The following is a 17451-nucleotide window of genomic DNA, read 5'->3' on the forward strand; positions in this document are numbered from 1 at the left end:
AGCGGCTCGTACTTCGGTGCCATGGCCCGTCGCGGGCACGGCGGGGCTGCCCTCCGGCCTCCTCCTCTCGGAAGGGCGGGGGCGGCGACCGGGGCGGTTGTTCAGACGCGGATGACGTTCGGGCCGAGGAGGGAGTAGCGCTGGGCCTCGGCCGAGGGCAGTTGGCTGTCGGTGACGACGGCCTCGAAGTCGCCGACCGCCGCGAAGCGGCAGAAGCTCACCGCCCCGAACTTCGTGTGGACACCGGCGAAGACGCGTCGGCGGGCGCTGCGCACGGCCTGTGCCTTGACCTCGGCCACCGCGGGGTCCGGGGTCGTCAGCCCGTACCGGCGGGAGATGCCGTTCGCGCCGACGAACGCCAGATCGATGACGAAGTCGGCGAGCATGCGGGTCGCCCAGTGGTCGACGGTCGCCATCGTGCTCCCCCGGACGCGTCCGCCGAGGAGCAGTACGGCGGTCTTCTCGGCGTCCGCGAGGATCGTCGCGACGGCGAGGGACGCGGTGACCACGGTCAGCGGCCGGTCGCGCGGCAGGGCCTCGGCGATGAGCTGCGGGGTGTAGCCCTCGTCGACGAAGACCGTCTCGGCGTCCTGGAGCAGGTCCGCGGCGGCGGCCGCGATCCGTGACTTCTGCGGGACGTGGCGTGTGGTGCGCATCGCGAGGGTGGTCTCGAAGCCCGCGCTCTCCACGGGGTAGGCGCCGCCGTGGGTGCGCCGGACGAGGCCGTGCTCCTCCAGGGTGTGCAGATCGCGTCTGATGGTCTCCTTGGCCACCCGGAACTCCTCGGCCAGCCGGTTGACGTCGACCGAACCGTCCCGTCGGGCCGTCTCGACGATTCCCCGTCGGCGTTCCTCGGTGCCCACGACACCATCCCTGCGCTAGATGTGCTGATTCCGCCGGGCCCGGTGTCCGTTCGGGCCCTCGCATAGTTTGTACAAGCAGCAACGGGTGTTCGGCCAGCGTCTTCGCGCCATGGACTGTGCCCGTTCATGCCCGTTCCGGTGGAACGCCCCGCGCTGGTCACAGGGCATGGGGCCGGTGACGGGGCAGGGGTGTGCCGCCCGTTCGGGTCCGTACCGCGCCCGTTTCACGCCCGGATCGTGGTCCGGGGCGGCCGCCCGGTGCGGGCGGGGCGGACGGGGTGGACGGGGTGGACGGTGCGGGCGGGGCGGACGAGGTGGACGGGCCGGACGACGGCGGAGCCGAGGACGGCTCAGGTGGTGGAGGCGCGGTCGCCGGGTGGCGGGCGGTGCGGGCCCGCCGTGGCCCCGGAGGGCTTCGAGGCGTTCCGGGGCCGGTCCGGTCGCGTCAGATCCGGTCCGGTCGTGTCACATCTCGTCGTCGGTCAGCGGCTGCTCGGTCCAGATGACCTTGCCGCCGTCGTCCGTGTAGCGGGTGCCCCAGCGTTCGGCCAGCTGGGCGACGAGGAAGAGCCCCCGGCCGCCCTCGTCGGTGGAGGCGGCCTGGCGCAGGTGCGGCGAGGTGCTGGTGTGGTCGGACACCTCGCAGATCAGGGCGCGGTCGCGGACGAGGCGCACCCGGATGGGGCCGGCGGCGTGCCGGATGGAGTTGGTGACCAGTTCGCTGAGGATCAGCTCGGTCGTGAACGCCTGCTCGATCAGGTTCCAGTCGGTGAGGGTGGCGGAGACCTCGGCCCGCACCCGGGAGACCGCGGCGGGGTCGGTGGGCACGTCCCATTCGGCGACGTTGTCGGCGGTGAGCCGGCGGGTGCGGCCGACCAGTAGCGCCACGTCGTCCTGGGCCCGTCCGGGCACGAGGGCGCCGATGACCGCCTCGCAGGTCTCCTCCGGCGTGCGCTCGGGGTGCCCGTCGAGGGTGGTGAGCAGGAGGTCCAGCCCTTCGTCGATGTCCCGCCTCCGGTCCTCGACGAGCCCGTCGGTGTAGAGGACCAGCCTGCTGTTCTCGGGCAGGTGCACGTCGAGGGTCTCGAAGGGCATGCCGCCGAGCCCCAGGGGCGGCCCGCCCGGCACGTCGGCGAAGGCGGCCTGCCCGTCCGGACCGATGATCACCGGCTGGAGGTGGCCCGCCCTGGCCATGGTGCAGCGGCCGGTCGCCGGGTCGTAGATCGCGTAGAGGCAGGTGGCGCCGGTGACCGAGTTCCCCGGGTCCTCGGCGGACTCGTCCTGGTCGATGCGGGCCACCAGTTCGTCCAGGTGCCACAGGAGTTCGTCGGGCGGCAGGTCCAGGCTGGAGAAGTTGTGGACGGCCGTACGCAGGCGCCCCATGGTGGCCGCCGCGTGGAGGCCGTGCCCGACGACGTCGCCGACGACGAGCGCGACCCGGGCGCCCGGCAGCGGGATGATGTCGAACCAGTCGCCGCCGACGCCGCCGAGACCGCCCTGCCCCGCCTGGGCGGGCAGATAGCGGTAGGCGGCGTCGATGGCGCTCTGCTCGGGCAGGCCGCGCGGCAGCAGGCTGCGCTGGAGGGTGACCGCGACGGCGTGCTCACGGGAGTAGCGCCGGGCGTTGTCCACGCTGACGGCGGCCCGCGCGACGAGCTCCTCGGCGACGGACAGGTCCTCGTCCTCGAAGCGGTGGGGGTTCTCCGCGCGCCAGAACATGGCGACGCCGAGGACGAGGCCGCGGGCCCGCATGGGTACGGCGATCATCGAGTGGAATCCGTACTCCAGCAGCCGCGCGGACCGGTCCGGGCTCGCCTCCTGCCAGCCGTGGCGTGCCGCCAGGTCGGAGTCGAGGACCGCCTCGCCCCGGATCAGCGCGGCCCCCAGGGGCGTCTCGGGCATGAAGCGCGTCACCGTACCCACGGGGAAGAGGTCCGGGTCCTGCCGCGCGCCGCTGAAGGCGCTGCGCCGCATGTCGATGATGGCGTGGGCCCTGGTCGGCTCCTCGCCCCGCAGGACGTTCTCGGAGACGTCCACGGTGGCGTAGTCGGCGAACCTGGCCGTCGCGAAACCCGCCAGCTCCTCGCACGTCCGTACGACGTCGAGGGCGGTGCCGATCTCCGTCCCGGCGTCGTAGAGCAGCTTGAGCCGCTGCCGGGCCAGCTCGGCCCTGCCCGAGAGCGCCTGGAGCTCGGTGGTGTCGCGCAGGGTGGTGACGCTGCCCGGCGGCCCTCCGTCGCGGTCCGTGGAGCGCTGGCTGAAGGCCAGCAGCCGGTCCCCGACGGAGTGCAGCTCATCGGTCGCCACGCGCCCGGAGGAGAGCAGCCGGGCGGTGCCGTCGTCGAGGCCGAGCTCGGCGACGGGGCGGCCCTCCACGTCCGGCGGGAGGCCCAGGAGGCGCCGCGCCTCGTCGTTGGCCAGGAGCAGCCGGCCGTCTCCGCCGACGATGAGCACGCCCTCCCGCACGGAGTGCAGGACGGCGTCGTGGTGTTCGTACATCCGGGTCATCTCGGCGGGGCCGAGTCCGTGGGTCTGGCGGCGCAGCCTCCTGGTGATCAGCGCCGTCCCGCCGGTGGTGAGGAGGAGGATGCCCGCGGCGGCGCCGAACAGGACGACGTACTGCTCCTCGACGACCCCGCTGACGCGGGCGATGGTGATGCCCGCGGAGACCATCCCGATGACCTTGCCGTCCGCCCCGAAGACGGGCACCACGGCCTGGACGAGCGGGCCGATGGTGCCGTTGATCTGCTCGGTGACGACCTTGCCCTCGCGGACGGGGCCCAGCTCGCCGACGAACTTCTTCCCGATGCGGCCGGGCAGCGGATGGGTGTAGCGGATTCCCTCGGGGTTGAGGACGACGACGAAGTCGACGCCGGACCCCTTCCGGGCCGCCTCCGCCTTCGGCTGGAGCACCGAGGTGGGGTCGGGGCTCTTGAGGGCGGCCTCCATGCCGGGGGCCGCGGCGAAGGTCTCCGCCACGGCGACCGAACGGTTGCGTGCCTCCCGCTCGCTGTCCGCCCGGGACTGGAGTACCAGCGCGCCCACGGCGGCGGCGACGAGCAGCATCACGATCGCCACCTGCAGGAGGAAGACCTGACCGGCGACCGTCCTCATCCGGAGAAGCGGGCGCGGGCGGCCGAAGCGTGCGGCCATGCCCCCTTTTGTACACCGAAGTCATACGCCGGGCGAGCGGTACGCGGCGGCCGGCACCGCCCGGGATGTGATACGGACCGGACACCGGGTGTCACGGAGTGTCATGGGGCCGGGAGGTGTGCGGGGGCGCCGGGCGGGGGCGCCCGGCGCGTACGGGACGACCACCGGGCGGGAGTGCCCGGCGGGCGGCGCCCCGGGCGGGCCGTCCGCCCGGCTCGGCCCCGCACGAGCGGACCGCGCCGCCGGGACCGACCCCCGCCGCGACCGCCCCTCTGACCCGGAATGCCCCCTTCGCACCCCCGGTGAAGGAGAGATGCCGCACGGGAGGGCACCGATTTCCTACTCGGGGGTAGGCCGACCGGGTGCGCTTGTTATACCTTCCGTCTAACAGGCGGTGCGGGAGGCCGGGCCGCGTTGCCGCCCTTGCCCCCTCCCCCGCAGCTCTCCCTCCGGCGGTCGCCATGTGCCGCCGCTCGAACGGCAGTTGACGAGCCGTCAGTTCTGCCGAGCAGCACGAAGGAACCGCACGCGCGAACCGAGGAGCCGCACCATGGCAAGCAGCACCGTCCGACCCGGACCCGGGGCACAGGACCCGCACGAGCACGACATCGCCCGCCGTCTGCTGGATTCGGCCGCGACGCTGTCGTACGACCCGGCGACCGAGGTCGACTGGGAGACCCCGCTGGACAAGGACTTCCACGGCGCGAGCCCGGAGTGGAGCACCCTGTACGGCACGGCCTACTGGCACGAGATGACCGACGCCCAGCGCAAGGAACTGACCCGGCACGAGGCCGCGTCGGTGGCCAGCACCGGGATCTGGTTCGAGATGATCCTCCAGCAGATGATCCTGCGGGACGTCTACGCGAAGGACCCGACGGGCGCGGACGTCCAGTGGGCGCTCACCGAGATCGCCGACGAGTGCCGGCACTCCATCATGTTCGCCCGGGGCGCCCAGAAGCTCGGCGCACCCGCCTACCGCCCGCGCCGGCTCGCGCTGGAGCTGGGCAGGGCGTTCAAGACGGTCGCGTTCGGCGAGGCGGCGTACGCGGCGATCCTGGTCGCCGAGGAGGTCCTGGACGTCATGCAGCGGGACTGGATGCGCGACGAGCGGGTCGTGCCGTTCGTCCGGACCATCAACAACATCCATGTCGTCGAGGAATCACGGCACATGAAGTTCGCCCGCGCCGAGACGCGCAAGCACCTCGCCGGCGCGGGCCGGGTGCGGCGCCACATACACGCCTTCGTCGTCGCGGTGGCGTCCTACGTGATCGTGTCCAGCATGGTCAACAGGGACGTGTACGCCGGAGCGGGGCTCGACGGCAAGCGTGCCCTCGCCGAGGCGAAGGCCAACGAGCACCACAAGTCCATGATGCGGTCGAGCTGTTCGGGGCTGATGGACTTCCTGGCCTCCGCCCGCCTGCTCACCAGGCCGGCGCTGGTGTTCTACAAGCGCGCCCATCTGATCTGAGCGGACGACATGACCTACGCCATCACCCAGACGTGTTGCAGCGACGCCACCTGCGTCGCGGTGTGCCCCGTCAACTGCATCCATCCCACGCCCGGGGAACGGGACTTCGGCAGCACGGAGATGCTGTACATCGACCCGAAGACCTGCATCGACTGCGGTGCCTGCGCGGACGCCTGCCCGGTGGACGCCATCTTCCCGGTGGAGGCGCTGTCCGCCGCGCAGCGCGAGTACGGGCCGGTCAACGCGGCGTACTACGAGGGCCGGGAGGCCGGATCCGTCACGGCCGGGCCGAACTTCCACGCGTGGGGCGAGCCCGTCTTCGAGCGGGTCCTGCCGTCCGACTTCGCACCGGTCCGGGTCGCGGTCGTCGGTACCGGACCGGCCGGGATGTACGCCGTCGAGGACCTGCTGCTGCACACCGGCGCCGAGGTGACCCTGATCGACCGGCTGCCGGTGGCGGGCGGACTCATCCGGTACGGCGTGGCACCGGACCACCCCTCGACGAAGAAGGCCCAGGACGTGTTCGCCCGGTTCCACACGCACCCCCGGGTGCGGATGCACCTCGGCCTGGAGGTGGGCAAGGACGTCACGCACCGGGAGCTGGCGGCCCATCACGACGCCGTCGTCTACGCGGTGGGGGCCGGCGGAGACCGCAGGCTCTCGGTCCCCGGCGAGGATCTGCCCGGCAGCCTCTCGGCCAGGACGTTCGTCGCCTGGTACAACGCCCACCCGGAGGTCGCGCCGGACACCGTGGACCTCTCCTCGGAACGGGTGGTCGTCGTCGGCAACGGCAACGTCGCCCTCGACGCGGCCCGCGTCCTGGTGTCGGACCCGGACGCCCTGACCGGCAGCGACATCGCCGCCCACGCGCTGGACGCCCTGCGGGCCTCCCCGGTGCGCGAGGTGGTGGTGCTGGGGCGGCGCGGGCCGGGTGAGGCGGCGTACACCCGGTCCGAACTGCTCGCCCTGACCCATCTCCCCGGGGTGGACCTCGTCGTCGACGACCACGATCCCCGGACCGGTGCGGCCGTCGACGCGGCGGCGCCCGGGGACAAGGCCGCGGTGCTGCGGGGCGTCCGCCGGGAGGCGGTCGACTGGTCCTCGGCCCCGCCCCCGGGCCGGCGCGTCGTGTTCCGTTTCCACTCGGAGGCCGTGGAGGCGCGGGGCGAGGGACGCGTGCGGAGCGTCCGGGTGACGGGCGGGCCCGGCGATCCGGAGATCCCGACGGGCCTTCTGCTGCGGGCCGTCGGCTACCGGGGTCTGCCGGTGGCCGGGCTGCCCTTCGACGAGACGACCTGCACGGTCCCGCACGAGGGCGGCCGGGTGACGGGTGAGCTGGGCACCTACGTGGTGGGCTGGATCAAACGCGGGCCGTCCGGCGGCATCGGGGCCAACCGGACCTGCGCGGCGGAGACCGTGACCACGCTGCTGGCGGACGCCGTCGCCGGACTGCTGCCCACGCCGGAGCACGGGGCGAAGGCCTTCCACCGGCTGGCACGGCGCCGCAACCGCCACCTGGTCGACGCCCGCGGTCTCGCCCGGATCGACCGGGAGGAACTGTCCCGGGGGCTCCGGGAGGGGCGGCCCCGCGTCAAGCTGGCCACCGTCCCCGAACTGGTGGCCGCCGGGCGGGGCCGGGCGGGAGCGGCCCGCTGAGCCACCGGGGCGGCGGGCGCACACGGCCCCGCCGCCCCGGCGCCGGTGCCCCCGACGCCCCGTGTGCCGTCCGGGTGCCGGGGCCACGGCCCCGGCCGGTCCTCGCCGTGCTCACCCGACCCGGCGCCCCCGTGTCGCGGGCACCGGGTTTCCGACGTGAAGTAGGGGTAACCGGGTACCCAACGGCACGCGAGGGACAGCCGTGCCACCGCGGGCCCGACGAGAGCGAGGAGAGCGTCATGCCGGCAGGATCCAGCCCCAAGCGGGAGCGCCAGTACGAGCACGTCAAGGACAGCGCCGAGAAGCGTGGCACCTCCGAGGGCCGGGCGGAGGAGATCGCCGCCCGCACGGTCAACAAGGAGCGCGCGCGGTCGGGCGAGTCGAGGACGGCGAGCAGGACCTCCACCCGCGACCCCAAGTCCGCCTCCGAGCGGGGCGGTCAGCGGTCCCACAGCGGTGCGCAGGGACCCACCCGGGACCAGCTGTACGCGGAGGCGAGGAAGAAGAACGTCGAGGGCCGGTCGACCATGAACAAGGAGCAGCTGCGCAAGGCCGTCGGCCGCTGACGAGACCGCGGGACACCGCCACCGGCCGGCCGCCGCACCCGTACGCGGGGCGGACCGCCGGGCGGTGCCCGCCTCCCGGGCGCCGGCCTCTCCGGCCTCCCCTCCCCCACGGCGCGTGCCCGCACCGCCGTCCCGAGAGACGAGTGCCATGACACGCGGACCTGAGATTCCGGGAACGGCCGAGTCCTACTGGATGGCGTCGGCCGAGCATCCCTCCTTCCCGCCCCTGGACGCCGACCGGAGCGCCGACGTCGTGGTCGTCGGCGGCGGTATGGCGGGCCTCAGCACCGCCTGGGAACTGACCAGGGCGGGGCGCGGCGTCGTCGTGCTGGAGGCCGACCGGGTCGCCGCCGGGGTGTCCGGCCACACGACGGCCAAGCTCAGCGCCGCGCACGGCCTGGTCTACGACCGGCTCCGGCGTACCCGCGGCCCCGAGGGCGCGGCACTGTACGCGCGGTCCCAGCAGGCGGCGGTGGAACGCGTCGGCGCTGTGGCGGCGGAGCTGGGCATCGCCTGCGACCTGGAGTCCGCTTCGGCGTTCACCTACACCACGGACCCCTGGCGGCGGCCGGAGTTCGAGGCGGAGGCGGAGGCCGCCGAGGCGGCCGGGCTCGACGCCGTGTGCGTGCGCGAGACGGAGCTGCCCTTCTCGGTGGCGGCCGCCGTGCGCGTGGGGCGGCAGGCCCGGTTCCACCCCCGCCGGTACCTGCTGGGGCTGGTGGCCGACCTCCGCGCGCGGGGCGGGGTCGTCCATGAACGGACCCGGGTCACCGGTCTGAGCGAGGGCGTCCCGTGCCGGGTGACGACGGAGTCGGGGCTGACGGTGTCGGCGCGGGACGTCGTCGTCGCCACCCATGTCCCCGTCTTCGACCGCGCGTTGCTCTTCGCCCGGATGTCGCCGCGCCGTGAGCTCGTGGTGGCGGCGCCGATCGCGGCGGAGGCCGCGCCGGAGCACATGTACATCACGGACGAGGGCGGGAAGCGTTCGGTGCGGACCGCGCCGCTCGACGGTGACCGGCGGCTGCTCATCGTCACGGGCGAGGACTTCACCCCGGGTGCGGGCGGGGTCCGCGAGCGGTTCCTGCGGCTGGACGCGTGGACGCACGAGCACTTCGCGGCCGGCCCGACGGCGTACCACTGGGCGGCCCAGGACAACGACGTCAGCGACGGGGTCCCCCTGATCGGCCCGTTCCACCCGGGCGCGCGGCACGTGTACGTGGCGACGGGCTTCGGCGGGTGGGGCATGAGCGGCGGCGCGATGGCGGGGCAGCTCCTCACCTCGCTGCTCACCGGTGACAGGCCCGACTGGGCGGGCCTCTACGACCCCCGCCGGCTGCGGAGCACCGTCCGCGAGGGTACGGCGCTGCTGGCCCAGCAGGCGGAGGTCGCCCGGCACTTCGTCGGTGACCGGCTCACCGGTGCGCGGGTGGACTCCGCCGAGGAGATCGCCCCGGGTACGGGTGCGGTCGTGCGGGAGGGGGCCCGGCGCCTGGCCGTCTACCGCGACGAGGCCGGGCGGACGCACCGCCTCTCGGCACGGTGCACCCACCTGGGGTGCCTGGTCGCGTTCAACCAGGCGGAGACCGCCTGGGAGTGCCCCTGCCACGGTTCGCGGTTCGGTGTGGACGGGCAGGTGCTCCAGGGTCCCGCGGTACGCCCGCTCCCCCCGGCCGAGCGGGACGGCTCCGTCACCTGACGGGACCCGGGCCCCGCCGCGTACGCCCGCCGTACGGTCCCCGGCGTCCCGCGGGGACCGTACGGGCCGCGGGTCAGTACGATGAACCGCCCCGCGGCGACCCGCGGGGCACGGCGGCGCGGAGGGCACAGAAGTGGCGGCAGCGGACACCAGCGGCGGGCAGCCCCGGCGGCGCGCCCAGGGTGAGCTGGAGGCGCAGGTCCTCTCCACCCTCTGCGGGGCCGGGGGGCCCGCGACGGCGGCCTGGGTGCAGGAGCGGCTGGCGGGGGTGGCGTACACCACCGTGATGACGATCCTGACCCGCCTCCAGACCAAGGGGGCGGTGGAGCGGCGGCGGGAGGGGCGCTCGTTCCTGTGGACCCCGCGGTCCGACGGGGCCGGGCTGGCCGCGCTGCGGATGCGCCGGGTCCTGGACGGCGAGAGCGACCGCGAGGCCGTCCTGGCGAGCTTCCTGACGGCCCTGCCACCCGGCGACGAGCGGCTGCTGAGAGACCTGCTGAGCCAGGCGGCCGACGAACCGGAAGCGTAGGGCCATGGGGGTCTTCGTCTTCCTGCCGCTGGTCCTGCCGCTGAGCGCCTGGCCCGTGGCCCGGCTCGCCGCCCACCGTCTGCACCCGCGCACCGCCACCTGGCTGCTGTCCGGGGTCGCGGCGGTGCTCGCGCTGTGCAGCACGCTCTGTCTGGCCCTGCTGGTGGTGGTCGGCACGGCCCAGCTGCCGGGCAATCCGCTGCCGGACGGGTGGTCGGACCCCGCGGTGCGCGAGGCGGTGCCGTACGACGAGGTGGCGGGCACGGCGGCGATCCCCCTGCTGGCCGCCGTGCTCGTCGCCTGCTCGGCGGCGGCCTGGCACCACCACCGGGTACGCCGGGACGCGGCGCGGGCCCTGGCCGGTCTGCGCCGCACCTCGGTGGCGGTGCTGCCGGACGCCGTGCCGTACGCCTACGCGCTGCCCGGCGGGCGGGGGCGGATCGTCGCCTCGACCTCGCTGCTGGACTGCCTGGAGCCGGCGGAACGCCGGGCGCTGTTCGCCCATGAACGCGCCCATCTGGCCGGCTCCCACCACCGGTTCCTGCTCACCGTACGGCTGGCGGCGCGGGCCAGTCCCTTCCTGCGGCCGCTGCGTACGGCGGTGGCGTACACGGCGGAGCGGTGGGCCGACGAGGACGCGGCCGCGGCGACCGGGAACCGGAGGGTGGTGGCCCGCGCCATCGGCAAGGCGGCGCTGCTCTCCCGGGGCGCGCCCGCGGCGACGCTCGCCCACTTCGCGGCGCCGGGGCCGGTGCCGCGCCGGGTCGCGGCCCTGCTGGGGCCCGCCCCGGCGGCGCGGGTGTGGCCGCCCGCCTTCACCGCCGTGGGCCTGGCCGCCTGGGGGGCCGCGGCCGGGACGACGGTCTCGGCGCTCTCCTCGGCGAACTCGGCGGTCACCCTGTTCTTCGTGCTGAAGGCCGCCACGCCCCTGTAACCGCGCCACCGACTGCTCCCACGTGGGCACTTTACGGACCCTTTACCCTTGAGCCGGGACACTTTCCGTCCCGGACCCCTTCGGTCCGCCCTGTCCACGAACCGATGAAGGAGCAGCACCCGCAATGGGTGAACCTGTCAGTACCAGCCGTGTCACGGCCCGTCCGCAGTCGTCCAGCCGCGGAACGGGGGTGGCACGGTGACGGAAGTGCTTCTGCTGGGTGTGGCGCTCGTCCTCACCCTGGCCTGCGCGGTGTTCGTCGCGGCCGAGTTCTCCCTGACCACGGTCGAGCGCGGTGCGCTGGAGCGTGCCGCCGAGGCGGGCGAGCGCGGTGCCGGGAGCGCGTTGCGCGCGGTCAAGCGCCTGACGTTCCAGCTGTCCGGCGCCCAGCTGGGCATCACGGTGACGTCCCTGGTCATCGGCATGCTCGCCGAACCGTCGCTCGCCGTGCTGCTGCGCGGGCCGCTGGAGGCCGCCGGCCTGCCGGAAGGGGCCCTCTCCACGGTGGCGACCCTGCTCGGGGTCACCCTGGCCACGGTGGTGCTGATGGTCGTGGGCGAGCTGGTCCCGAAGAACTGGGCGATCTCCAGCCCGCTGGCCGTGGCCAAGGTGGTGGCCGGGCCGCAGCGCGCCTTCACCGCGCTGTTCGCCCCGCTGATCCGGCACCTGAACAACGCGGCCAACCGGCTCGTACGGCGCCTCGGCCTGGAGCCCCAGGAGGAGCTGGCCTCGGCCCGGAGCCCGGAGGAGCTGGTCGCGCTTGCCCGGCACTCCGCGCTGGAGGGCGCCATGGAGCGGGACTCGGCCGAGCTGTTCGTCCGTACGCTGCACCTGGGCGAGCTGACCTCCGAGAACGTGATGACGCCGCGGGTGGACGTACGGGCCCTGGAGGCCCGTGCCACCGCCCAGGACGCCGCCAATCTCGCCCTCGCCACCGGGCTGTCCCGCTTCCCCGTCTACCGCGACAGCCTCGACGAGGTCATCGGCACGGTCCATGTGCGGGACGTCCTCGCCCTCGGTGAGCACGAGCGGGCCCGGACGCCGGTGACCGCCCTGGCCACCCCGCCGCTGCTGGTGCCCGACTCCCTGCCCGTGGACCGCCTGCTGCGACGGCTGCGGCGCGGCCGCACCATGGCCGTCGTGATCGACGAGTACGGCGGTACGGCGGGCGTCGCCACCATGGAGGACATCGTGGAGGAGGTCGTCGGGGAGGTACGCGACGAGCACGACCCGCACGAGCGGCCCGACCTGGTCCCGCTGGACCCGGCACCGGGTGGCGGCGCCGCGTGGGAGGCGGACGGCGGCGTCCGGCTGGACCAGTTGGAGGAGATCGGGCTGACCGCGCCCGACGGCCCGTACGAGACGCTCGCCGGCATGCTCGCGGCCCGTCTGGAGCGCATCCCGGTCGGCACCGACCGCGTCGAGATCGACGGCTGGCGCTTCGCCGTCCTGCACGTGGCGCACCACCGGGCCGACCGTGTCCGGATCACCGCTCCCGTCCCCGAGACCGCCCAGGAAGCCCGATGACCGCCGTCCAACTGCTGATCGGCGCGCTGACGCTGCTCACCAACGCCTTCTTCGTCGGTGCGGAGTTCGCCCTCATCTCCGTACGCCGCAGCCAGATCGAACCGGCCGCGCTCAAGGGCAACGCCCGTGCCCGCTCCACCCTGTGGGGGCTCGAACACCTCTCCGCGGTGATGGCGACCGCCCAGTTGGGCATCACCGTCTCCTCGCTGGTGCTCGGCGCCGTCGCGGAGCCGGCCATCGCGCATCTGCTGGAGCCTCCGTTCGAGGCCGTGGGGGTGCCGGCGGGGCTGATCCACCCGATCGCGTTCGTGATCGCGCTGACGGCGGCGACGTATCTGCACATGCTCGTCGGCGAGATGGTGCCGAAGAACATCGCGCTCGCCGCGCCGGCGCCGACGGCGCTGCTGCTGGGGCCGCCGCTGGTCGCGCTGACCCGCGCCGTGCGCCCGTTCGTCTTCGGCGTCAACGCCCTGGCCAACTCGGTCCTGCGCCTCATGAAGGTGGAGCCGAAGGGGGAGATCTCCTCCGTCTACACGGACGACGAGCTCGTCCGGCTGGTGAAGGACTCCAGCGAGGCGGGCCTGCTGGACCCCGCCGACGGCGAGCGCCTGCGGGACGCGCTCGAACTGGGGACGCGGCCGGTCGGCGAGGTGATGGTGCCGCTCGCCCGGACGGTCACCGTCGGCCACACCGTCACGCCCGAGCGGCTGGAGCGCGCGGCGGCGGACAGCGGGTTCTCCCGGCTGCCGGTGACCGGGCCCGGCGACGAGATCCTGGGCTATCTGCACATCAAGGACGTGCTGGGGGTGGCGGAGCGCACCGTGCCGTTCCCGCCGGGCGCGTTCCATCCGGTCATCCGGGTGGAGATCGACACCCCGCTGGACGACGCCATGACCGCGATGCGGGCGGCCGGCACCCATCTGGCCGCGGTCGCGGGCGACCGGGGCACGGTGATCGGGTTCGTCACGATGGAGGACGTCCTGAGCGAGCTGGTCGGACCGTCCGCGACGGTCTGACGGCACCGGCCGGAAGGCCCTCGGACACCGGCGCCCCCGGGCGGCACCGTGGTGCCGCCCGGGGGCGCGGAGGGTCCGGAGGTCCGGAGGGCGGGTCAGGACCGCACGGCGGCCCGCCCAAAACGCGTCAGGCCTTCACGGCCGCCGGTTCGGCGGTGGCCGGCTCGGACTTCGCGCCGAGGGTTCCGGCGGCACGGGCGGCCGGGATGGTGGCCGCGATCACGGCGGCCACCAGGGCGACGGCGCCGCCGACGACCAGGCCGGCGCGGAAGCCGTTCTCCGAGGTGAGGCTGAAGCCCCCGAGGGAGATGGTCATCTGGGAGAGGACCACACCGATCACCGCGGCGCCGACCGACGTGCCGAGGGACCGCATCAGGGTGTTGAAGCCGTTGGCGGCCGCGGTCTCGGAGAGCGGCACCGAACTCATGATCAGCGCGGGCATCGCCCCGTAGGCGAGACCGACGCCTCCGTTGATGACCATGCAGACCACCATGAGGCCCCAGGCGGAACCCATCAGGACGAGCGAGAGACCGTACCCGGCGGCGATGACCAGGGTGCCGCAGATGAGGGTGAACTTCGGTCCGCGGGCGTCGGTGAGCTTCCCGCCCAACGGCGACACGATCATCATCATGATGCCGCCGGGGGCCATCCACAGACCCGCGGCCAGCATCGACTGGCCCAGGCCGTATCCGGTCGCGTCGGGGAACTGGAGGAGCTGCGGGATGATCAGCATGCTCGCGTACATGCCGAAGCCGACGAAGAGCGAGGCGGCGTTGGTCAGCAGGACGCGCGGGCGGGCCGTGGTGCGCAGGTCCACCAGCGGGTCGCGGGTGCGCGTCTCCCAGAAGCCCCAGAGCAGCAGCGTCACGACGGCGACGGCGAACAGGCCGAGCGTGGTACCCGAACCCCAGCCCCACTCCGCGCCCTTGGAGACCGCGAGCAGCAGGCTGACCAGACCGATGCCGAGGCCGACCGCGCCCGGGTAGTCGAAGCGCTGCCCCTTGGCGCCCGGCGGGACGTCCGGGATCAGGAACCAGATGAGCGCGGCGATCACGACGGCGAGCGCGGCCGAACCCCAGAAGAGCACACGCCAGTTGGTGTACTGGGCGACCGCCGCGGAGATCGGCAGGCCGAGTCCGCCGCCGATGCCCATGGAGGCGCTGACGAGCGCGATGGAGGAGCTGAGCTTCTCCGCGGGCACGACGTCGCGCAGCAGGGCGATGCCCAGCGGGACCATGCCCATCCCCATGCCCTGCATCCCGCGTCCGACGATCATCGGGACGACGGAGGACGAGAGCGCGCAGACCACCGAGCCCACGATGAGCGGCACCGAACACGCCAGCAGCATCCGGCGCTTGCCGAGCAGGTCCCCGAGGCGTCCGGTGACGGGCACGCAGACGCCCGCCACCAGCAGGGTGACCGTGATCACCCAGGCGCTGTTCGCGGACGAGGTGTGCAGGATCCGCGGCAGTTCCGCGATCAGGGGGGTCACCAGGGTCTGCATGACGGCCGCCGTGGTGCCGGCGAACGCCAGGGTGGCGATCACGCCGCCGGTGCGGACGGTGGGCTGGGCTACTTCCATAAGGGGATTCCTCGCAAGTCTGTCGGGTTGCGATATGCATCGTACACACCAAATGTATCGCGCACGTTATATGGGCAATGCATGTTGTCGTGAGACACTGAGGCACCGGCCACCGCGCGACGCGGGGTGACGGACCGGTGCGGGAGCGGGAGGACCAGGCGCATGAGCAGACCGACGTACGAGGTCGAGTACGAGCAGATGCTCCTGAGCCGCTACGGACTCCAGCAGCACCGCGGCGGGCGCGGCAAGGACGGCGGGCTGGAGCGCAGCGCCTACATCCTGCTCAGCCGCCTGCGCGTGCAGGGCCCCATGTCGATCGGTGAGCTGAGCGACGCCCTCGGTCTCGACGCCTCCACGGTCAACCGGCAGACCGCCGCCGTCGTGCACGCGGGCCAGGCGGAGCGGATCCCGGACCCGGCCGGCGGCATGGCCCGCAAGTTCCGGATCACCGGCAAGGGCGCGCGGGAGCTGGACGAGGAGCGCGAACGCATCGTCGGCTCCCTGGACCGGGTGATGGCCGACTGGCCGGACGCGGAGATCGCCGCCTTCGCCGGCTATCTCAAGCGGTTCAACACGAGCATCGAGCAACTGGGCGGCCGCCCCTGGCCACGGCCCTGACACCCGCGGCCGGGGGCGCGGCGCGGGCCGGAACCCCGCACGGAGGGGCCGGTCGGGTCGTCGTCGCGCGGCGGACGGCGGAAATCCGGCCGGTCCGCGCGACGGGGGCGCCGCCGCGGGGAACGGTCGGGTGGCCAATTCCGCGCAGTGAAGGAGCGCAGCCTGTGACCGAGACCGTGAACAAGGGTGCCCAGGGGCCCGACGACCAGCCGCACCTCACCAACCGGCAGGGCCACCCCGTCTACGACAACCAGAACCAGCGCACGGTCGGCGCCCGGGGGCCGGCGACCCTGGAGAACTACCAGTTCCTGGAGAAGATCAGCCACTTCGACCGGGAGCGGATCCCGGAGCGCGTCGTGCACGCGCGCGGGGTGACCACGTTCGGCCACTTCGAGGCCTACGGGAAGTGGGGCGACGAGCCGATCGGCCGGTACACCCGGGCCGCCCTGTTCCAGGAGGCGGGCAAGCGCACGGACGTCGCCGTGCGCTTCTCCACCGTGATCGGCGGACGCGACTCGTCCGAGGCGGCCCGTGACCCCCGGGGCTTCGCGGTGAAGTTCTACACCGAGGAGGGCAACTGGGACCTGGTCGGGAACAACCTCGCCGTCTTCTTCATCCGGGACGCCATCAAGTTCCCCGACGTGATCCACTCGCTCAAGCCCGACCCCGTGAGCCACGAGCAGAAGCCGGCCCGGATCTTCGACTTCATGTCGCAGACCCCGGAGAGCATGCACATGCTGGTGAACCTCTTCAGTCCCCGGGGCATCCCGGCCGACTACCGCCACATGCAGGGCTTCGGCGTCAACACCTACAAGTGGGTCAACTCCGAGGGCGACACCGTCCTGGTCAAGTACCACTGGCTGCCCAAGCAGGGCGTCCGCAGCATGACGGAGGAGGACGCGGCGAACGTCCAGGCGGGCGAGCTGGGGCACGCCACCAAGGACCTGTACGACGCCATCCGGCGCGGCGACCACCCCGAGTGGGAACTCGTCGTGCAGATGATGTCCGACGACGACCACCCCGAACTGGACTTCGACCCGCTGGACGACACCAAGACGTGGCCCGAGCAGGACTTCCCGCCGAAGCCGGTGGGACGCATGGTGCTCGACCGGGTCCCGGACAACTACTTCGCCGAGAACGAGCAGGCGTCGTTCGGCACCGGTGTCCTCGTGGACGGGCTGGACTTCTCGGACGACAAGATGCTGGTCGGCCGGACCTTCTCGTACAGCGACACCCAGCGCTACCGGGTCGGCCCCAACTACCTGCAACTGCCGGTCAACCAGGCCAAGCACGCCCATGTCGCCACCAACCAGCGCGACGGCCAGATGGCCTACGACAACAGTGCCGGGGGCGAGAACCCCGAGGTCAACTACGAGCCGTCGGTCATGGGCGGGCTGCGGGAGTCCACGTACCCCACGCACGACGACCAGGGCCCGATGATCACGGGCAAGCTCACCCGGGCCAGGCTCCCCCGCACCGACGACTACCGGCAGGCCGGCGAGCGCTACCAGCTGATGGAGAAGTGGGAGCAGGACGACCTGGTCAAGAACTTCACCGACCTGTTCTCCCAGTGCACGCCTCCGGTGCGGGAGCGGATGGTGTGGCACTGCCTGATGGCCGACAACGACCTCGGCCTGCGGGTCGGCGAGGGCGTGGGCGTCAGCGCCTCCGACGTGGCACAGCTGCCGCCGCTGCCCACCCAGAACCTCAGCGACGAGGAGAAGAAGCGGCTCGCGCGCCTCGGCAGCAACCCGCCCCGGGACGTCACCGGGCTCACCATGACGCACTGCGTGCCGAACGAGCGGCACGTCGTGGAGCGCTGACCCGCCGGCCGCCGGTCACG

13 protein-coding genes are annotated in these 17451 nt (G+C 73.4%); 10 read left to right on the forward strand and 3 right to left on the reverse strand.

What is annotated here, in order from left to right; translation table 11 throughout:
• Window positions 1-101: 101 nt before the first annotated feature.
• Together B9S64_RS01060 and B9S64_RS01065 are read right to left on the reverse strand one after the other, a co-directional pair.
• Complete coding sequence (locus tag B9S64_RS01060; protein WP_093526844.1) at window positions 102-863, reverse strand: DeoR/GlpR family DNA-binding transcription regulator; 762 nt, start codon at window positions 861-863, stop codon at window positions 102-104.
• Window positions 864-1328: 465 nt separating this feature from the next.
• Complete coding sequence (locus B9S64_RS01065) at window positions 1329-4016, reverse strand: SpoIIE family protein phosphatase (RefSeq protein WP_103489653.1); 2688 nt, start codon at window positions 4014-4016, stop codon at window positions 1329-1331.
• A gap of 550 nt (window positions 4017-4566) precedes the next feature.
• Here B9S64_RS01065 and B9S64_RS01070 point away from each other — a divergent pair.
• The 8 genes from B9S64_RS01070 (at window position 4567) to B9S64_RS01105 (ending at window position 13408) form a co-directional block, all read left to right on the forward strand.
• On the forward strand, window positions 4567-5484 hold the full coding sequence (locus tag B9S64_RS01070) for a diiron oxygenase (RefSeq protein WP_103489202.1): 918 nt from the start codon (window positions 4567-4569) through the stop codon (window positions 5482-5484).
• A 9-nt stretch (window positions 5485-5493) separates the two neighbouring features.
• Window positions 5494-7140, forward strand: coding sequence for an FAD-dependent oxidoreductase (locus B9S64_RS01075; RefSeq protein WP_109491937.1), 1647 nt, complete (start codon window positions 5494-5496; stop codon window positions 7138-7140).
• Between the two features lie 239 nt (window positions 7141-7379).
• Window positions 7380-7706, forward strand: coding sequence for a plasmid stabilization protein (locus B9S64_RS01080; protein ID WP_103489291.1), 327 nt, complete (start codon window positions 7380-7382; stop codon window positions 7704-7706).
• A gap of 148 nt (window positions 7707-7854) precedes the next feature.
• Window positions 7855-9402 (forward strand): FAD-dependent oxidoreductase, encoded by a 1548-nt coding sequence (locus B9S64_RS01085; RefSeq protein WP_103489292.1) that lies wholly within the window; start codon window positions 7855-7857, stop codon window positions 9400-9402.
• Between the two features lie 133 nt (window positions 9403-9535).
• Window positions 9536-9931 carry a BlaI/MecI/CopY family transcriptional regulator gene (locus tag B9S64_RS01090; protein ID WP_103489293.1) on the forward strand — a complete coding sequence of 132 codons (396 nt, stop codon included), beginning with the start codon at window positions 9536-9538 and terminating at the stop codon, window positions 9929-9931.
• 4 nt (window positions 9932-9935) lie between these two features.
• On the forward strand, window positions 9936-10865 hold the full coding sequence (locus tag B9S64_RS01095) for a M56 family metallopeptidase (RefSeq protein WP_109491938.1): 930 nt from the start codon (window positions 9936-9938) through the stop codon (window positions 10863-10865).
• 198 nt (window positions 10866-11063) lie between these two features.
• The gene (locus tag B9S64_RS01100; protein ID WP_103491515.1) at window positions 11064-12392 is read left to right on the forward strand and encodes a hemolysin family protein; all 1329 of its coding nucleotides are present in this window, start codon (window positions 11064-11066) and stop codon (window positions 12390-12392) included.
• Entirely contained in the window at window positions 12389-13408 is a 1020-nt protein-coding gene (locus tag B9S64_RS01105; protein WP_103491514.1) for a hemolysin family protein, read from the forward strand. The genes B9S64_RS01100 and B9S64_RS01105 overlap by 4 nt, the downstream gene beginning before the upstream one ends.
• A 127-nt stretch (window positions 13409-13535) precedes the next feature.
• Here B9S64_RS01105 and B9S64_RS01110 read toward each other — a convergent pair whose 3' ends face one another.
• The gene (locus B9S64_RS01110) at window positions 13536-14990 is read right to left on the reverse strand and encodes an MFS transporter (RefSeq protein WP_103491513.1); all 1455 of its coding nucleotides are present in this window, start codon (window positions 14988-14990) and stop codon (window positions 13536-13538) included.
• 162 nt (window positions 14991-15152) lie between these two features.
• Between B9S64_RS01110 and B9S64_RS01115 the strand changes: the two genes are divergently transcribed.
• Together B9S64_RS01115 and B9S64_RS01120 are read left to right on the forward strand one after the other, a co-directional pair.
• Entirely contained in the window at window positions 15153-15608 is a 456-nt protein-coding gene (locus tag B9S64_RS01115; protein ID WP_103491512.1) for a MarR family winged helix-turn-helix transcriptional regulator, read from the forward strand.
• 164 nt (window positions 15609-15772) lie between these two features.
• Complete coding sequence (locus tag B9S64_RS01120; protein ID WP_103491511.1) at window positions 15773-17431, forward strand: catalase; 1659 nt, start codon at window positions 15773-15775, stop codon at window positions 17429-17431.
• Window positions 17432-17451: the final 20 nt, after the last annotated feature.

It is taken from the genome of Streptomyces sp. SM18 (genome assembly GCF_002910775.2).
In the GTDB taxonomy this organism is placed as follows: Bacteria; Actinomycetota; Actinomycetes; order Streptomycetales; family Streptomycetaceae; genus Streptomyces; species Streptomyces halstedii.